We start from the raw sequence: 5,578 nt of genomic DNA, 5'->3' as shown, positions 1-5,578 counted from the left end.
GGTGTGTGTCCGATTCTTGAGAACTCAACAGCGTGTTTGTTTTTTGATGCCATGTTTTGTTTGCCATGGCTGGTGCCCGCCCCCGGGTGCTGGTTGTGGTTTTTGTTGGGATCGTTATCTGTTCGGTAATGGTTTTGTTTTTTATCGGAGAGTTTGATCCTGGCTCAGGACGAACGCTGGCGGCGTGCTTAACACATGCAAGTCGAACGATGAAGCGGTGCTTGCACCGTGGATTAGTGGCGAACGGGTGAGTAACACGTGAGTAACCTGCCTTCCACTCTGGGATAAGCGCTGGAAACGGCGTCTAATACTGGATATGACATTGCCCTGCATGGGGTGGTGTGGAAAGATTTATTTCGGTGGTTGATGGACTCGCGGCCTATCAGCTTGTTGGTGGGGTAATGGCCTACCAAGGCGACGACGGGTAGCCGGCCTGAGAGGGTGACCGGCCACACTGGGACTGAGACACGGCCCAGACTCCTACGGGAGGCAGCAGTGGGGAATATTGCACAATGGGCGCAAGCCTGATGCAGCGACGCCGCGTGAGGGATGACGGCCTTCGGGTTGTAAACCTCTTTCAGCTCTGACGAAGCCCGCTTGCGGGTGACGGTAGGAGCAGAAGAAGCACCGGCTAACTACGTGCCAGCAGCCGCGGTAATACGTAGGGTGCGAGCGTTGTCCGGAATTATTGGGCGTAAAGAGCTTGTAGGCGGCTTGTCGCGTCTGCTGTGAAAGCCCGGGGCTTAACCCCGGGTCTGCAGTGGGTACGGGCAGGCTAGAGTGTGGTAGGGGAGACTGGAATTCCTGGTGTAGCGGTGGAATGCGCAGATATCAGGAGGAACACCGATGGCGAAGGCAGGTCTCTGGGCCATTACTGACGCTGAGAAGCGAAAGCGTGGGGAGCGAACAGGATTAGATACCCTGGTAGTCCACGCCGTAAACGTTGGGCGCTAGGTGTGGGTCCCATTCCACGGGGTCCGTGCCGCAGCTAACGCATTAAGCGCCCCGCCTGGGGAGTACGGCCGCAAGGCTAAAACTCAAAGGAATTGACGGGGGCCCGCACAAGCGGCGGAGCATGCGGATTAATTCGATGCAACGCGAAGAACCTTACCAAGGCTTGACATACACCGGACGACCGCAGAGATGTGGTTTCCCTTTGTGGCTGGTGTACAGGTGGTGCATGGTTGTCGTCAGCTCGTGTCGTGAGATGTTGGGTTAAGTCCCGCAACGAGCGCAACCCTCGTTCCATGTTGCCAGCAACACCTTTGGGTGGTTGGGGACTCATGGGAGACTGCCGGGGTCAACTCGGAGGAAGGTGGGGATGACGTCAAATCATCATGCCCCTTACGTCTTGGGCTTCACGCATGCTACAATGGCCGGTACAAAGGGCTGCGATCCCGTGAGGGGGAGCGAATCCCAGAAAGCCGGTCTCAGTTCGGATTGGGGTCTGCAACTCGACCCCATGAAGTCGGAGTCGCTAGTAATCGCAGATCAGCAACGCTGCGGTGAATACGTTCCCGGGCCTTGTACACACCGCCCGTCAAGTCACGAAAGTCGGTAACACCCGAAGCCGGTGGCCCAACCCTTGTGGAGGGAGCTGTCGAAGGTGGGACTGGTGATTGGGACTAAGTCGTAACAAGGTAGCCGTACCGGAAGGTGCGGCTGGATCACCTCCTTTCTAAGGAGCATCAACAGCACCCCGTCACCTTCGGGTGGGGGTGTGTGTGGCCTCGTGGTGCACCCGAGTGTGGTGCCCGGGGTTGCTCTGGGTGGAACGTCGAAGAACTGTCGCCCCTGCTGGGGTGGTGCTGTCCGTGGTGAGTACGGACCGCCGATGCTGGTGCTGGACCTTTTGGGGTCTGGTGGCTGGTGTGGGTGGTCGGGGAAAGCTGGGGTGGTGTCGCCTGGTGGGTGGTGCAAACACGCTGTTGGGTCCTGAGGGATCGGGCCGGCTGTCCTCCGCGCGCACGGATGTGTGGGTGGGGGTGGTTGGTCGGGTGCTTCGAGGCTGGGGCCAGGTGCTGGGTTGTCATACCCGCTCCCACTGTTGGTGGGGGTGTGTGGTGGCTGATCCGGTCTGGTGGCTGGTTGTTGGTTGAGAACTGTACAGTGGACGCGAGCATCTGTATCTTTGTTGCTTTTTGTTAAGTTTTTAAGAGCGCACGGTGGATGCCTTGGCACGAGGAACCGAAGAAGGACGTAGGAATCTGCGATAAGCCTCGGGGAGTCGATAACCAGACTGTGATCCGAGGGTGTCCGAATGGGGAAACCCGGCCAGCTTCATCGCTGGTCACCCGCACCTGAATATATAGGGTGTGTGGAGGGAACGTGGGGAAGTGAAACATCTCAGTACCCACAGGAAGAGAAAACAACATGTGATTCCGTGAGTAGTGGCGAGCGAAAGCGGATGAGGCTAAACCGTAGTTGTGTGATACCTGGTAGGGGTTGCAGCTGCGGGGTTGTGGGAGTGGCGCGTACCGGGTCTACCAGCCTGGTGCACAGTAAGAAATCGTGTGGTGTAGGTGAAGGGTCTGGAAAGGCCTGGCGTAGACGGTGAGACCCCGGTAGCCGAAACACCCGCGACTGTGTGTGCCGCCTCCCGAGTAGTACGGGGCCCGAGAAATCCCGTACGAATCTGGCAGGACCACCTGCTAAGCCTAAATATTACCTCGTGACCGATAGCGGACAAGTACCGTGAGGGAAAGGTGAAAAGTACCCCGGGAGGGGAGTGAAATAGTTCCTGAAACCGTGCGCTTACAATCCGTCGGAGCTGCACCTCGTGTGTGGTGACGGCGTGCCTTTTGAAGAATGAGCCTGCGAGTTAGTGCTCAGTGGCGAGGTTAACCCGTGTGGGGAAGCCGTAGCGAAAGCGAGTCCGAACAGGGCGTATGAGTCGCTGGGTCTAGACCCGAAGCGGAGTGATCTACCCATGGCCAGGGTGAAGCGCGGGTAAGACCGCGTGGAGGCCCGAACCCACTTAGGTTGAAAACTGAGGGGATGAGCTGTGGGTAGGGGTGAAAGGCCAATCAAACTCCGTGATAGCTGGTTCTCCCCGAAATGCATTTAGGTGCAGCGTCATGTGTTTCTTGCCGGAGGTAGAGCTACTGGATGGCTGATGGGCCTTACCGGGTTACTGACGTCAGCCAAACTCCGAATGCCGGTAAGTGAGAGCATGGCAGTGAGACTGCGGGGGATAAGCTTCGTAGTCGAGAGGGAAACAGCCCAGATCACCAGCTAAGGTCCCTAAGCGTGTGCTAAGTGGGAAAGGATGTGGAGTTGCGAAGACAACCAGGAGGTTGGCTTAGAAGCAGCCACCCTTGAAAGAGTGCGTAATAGCTCACTGGTCAAGTGATTCCGCGCCGACAATGTAGCGGGGCTCAAGCACACCACCGAAGCTGTGGCATCAGCACTTTGCTCAGCATCACCTTTCGTGGGTGGTGTTCAGGCGTGTTGATGGGTAGGGGAGCGTCGTGCCGGGAGTGAAGCATCCGAGTGATCGAGGTGTGGATCCGGCACGAGTGAGAATGCAGGCATGAGTAGCGAAAGAAGAGTGAGAAACTCTTCCGCCGAATCACCAAGGGTTCCAGGGTCAAGCTAATCTGCCCTGGGTAAGTCGGGACCTAAGGCGAGGCCGACAGGCGTAGTCGATGGACATCCGGTTGATATTCCGGAACCGGCGAAGAACCGCCCCATACCGAATCCGGGGATGCTAAGCGCCTGAAGCCGCCCATCGTGTCCGGCCCTTCGGGGTCGGGTACCGGGCGGTGGAACGCGTGACCCGAGCTGGTAGTAGGTAAGCGATGGAAGGACGCAGGAAGGTAGCCTCCGCGTGGCGATGGTTGTCCACGTCGAAGAGCGCAGGGCCGGGGAGTGGTAAATCCGCCCCATCAGTGCCCGAGGCTTGATCGTGACCGCGTATGCGGGAAGCAGGGTGATCCTATGCTGCCAAGAAAAGTTCCTAGCGAGGTTCGAGCCGCCCGTACCCCAAACCGACTCAGGTGGTGAGGTAGAGAATACCGAGGCGATCGAGTGAATCGTGGTTAAGGAATTCGGCAAAATGCCCCCGTAACTTCGGGAGAAGGGGGGCCGGACGCGTGAAACCCCTCGCGGGTTAGCGCTGAAGGCCGCAGAGACCAGGGAGAAGCGACTGTTTACTAAAAACACAGGTCCGTGCGAAGTCGCAAGACGATGTATACGGACTGACGCCTGCCCGGTGCTGGAACGTTAAGGGGACGGGTCAACCCATTCGTGGGTGAAGCTCTGAACTTAAGCGCCAGTAAACGGCGGTGGTAACTATAACCATCCTAAGGTAGCGAAATTCCTTGTCGGGTAAGTTCCGACCTGCACGAATGGCGTAACGACTTCTCCACTGTCTCAACCGCGAACTCGGCGAAATTGCACTACGAGTAAAGATGCTCGTTACGCGCAGCAGGACGGAAAGACCCCGGGACCTTTACTATAGCTTGGTATTGGTGTTCGGTACGGCTTGTGTAGGATAGGTGGGAGACTGTGAAGCGGCCACGCCAGTGGTCGTGGAGTCAACGTTGAAATACCACTCTGGTCGTTCTGGATATCTAACCTCGGTCCGTGATCCGGACCAGAGACAGTGCCTGGTGGGTAGTTTAACTGGGGCGGTTGCCTCCCAAAAAGTAACGGAGGCGCCCAAAGGTTCCCTCAGCCTGGTTGGCAATCAGGTGTCGAGTGTAAGTGCACAAGGGAGCTTGACTGTGAGACAGACATGTCGAGCAGAGACGAAAGTCGGGACTAGTGACCCGACGGTGGCTTGTGGAAGCGCCGTCGCTCAACGGATAAAAGGTACCCCGGGGATAACAGGCTGATCCTGCCCAAGAGCTCATATCGACGGCATGGTTTGGCACCTCGATGTCGGCTCGTCGCATCCTGGGGCTGGAGTCGGTCCCAAGGGTTGGGCTGTTCGCCCATTAAAGCGGTACGCGAGCTGGGTTTAGAACGTCGTGAGACAGTTCGGTCCCTATCCGCTGCGCGCGTAGGAAACTTGAGGAGAGCTGTCCCTAGTACGAGAGGACCGGGATGGACGAACCACTGGTGTGTCAGTTGTCCTGCCAAGGGCACCGCTGATTAGCTACGTTCGGACGTGATAACCGCTGAAAGCATCTAAGCGGGAAGCACACTTCGAGATGAGGTTTCCATCACCCCTAGGGTGGAGAGGCTCCCAGCTAGACTACTGGGTTGATAGGCCGGACGTGGAAGCACAGCAATGTGCGGAGCTGACCGGTACTAATAAGCCGATAACTTAACAAAACCCAAGCATCAAAGACTGACACAGATCGCTCGCGTCCACTGCACGGTTCCTGACCCACAACCACACCCCGGTCACCCCCCGACCCGAACAGGGTTGGTGTCGTGGCCATGGTTGACAAGGTCAAACATGTTACGGCGGTCATAGCGTCAGGGAAACGCCCGGTCACATTCCGAACCCGGAAGCTAAGCCTGACAGCGCCGATGGTACTGCACTGGGAACGGTGTGGGAGAGTAGGACACCGCCGGACCACCCTTCACGAAAGGGCCCGCCCACCAGGGCGGGCCCTTTCGCATGCCC

The 5,578-nt window shown here is 57.8% G+C and carries 3 rRNA genes; all 3 read left to right on the top strand.

The window, feature by feature from the left end:
• Positions 1–141: 141 nt before the first annotated feature.
• Positions 142–1,678 (top strand): 16S ribosomal RNA (locus EUS26_RS16395).
• Between the two features lie 464 nt (positions 1,679–2,142).
• Positions 2,143–5,280: ribosomal RNA gene (locus tag EUS26_RS16390) — 23S ribosomal RNA — on the top strand.
• 131 nt (positions 5,281–5,411) lie between these two features.
• Positions 5,412–5,528: ribosomal RNA gene (gene rrf / locus EUS26_RS16385) — 5S ribosomal RNA — on the top strand.
• Together the 16S, 23S and 5S rRNA genes form the textbook arrangement of a ribosomal RNA operon.
• Positions 5,529–5,578: the final 50 nt, after the last annotated feature.

Origin of the sequence: Serinicoccus sediminis (assembly GCF_004153545.1) — a bacterium.
GTDB classification, from domain to species: domain Bacteria; phylum Actinomycetota; class Actinomycetes; order Actinomycetales; family Dermatophilaceae; genus Ornithinicoccus; species Ornithinicoccus sediminis_A.
Note: the sequence above shows the minus strand (reverse complement) of the source record. Positions and strands in the feature narration are given on the sequence as shown.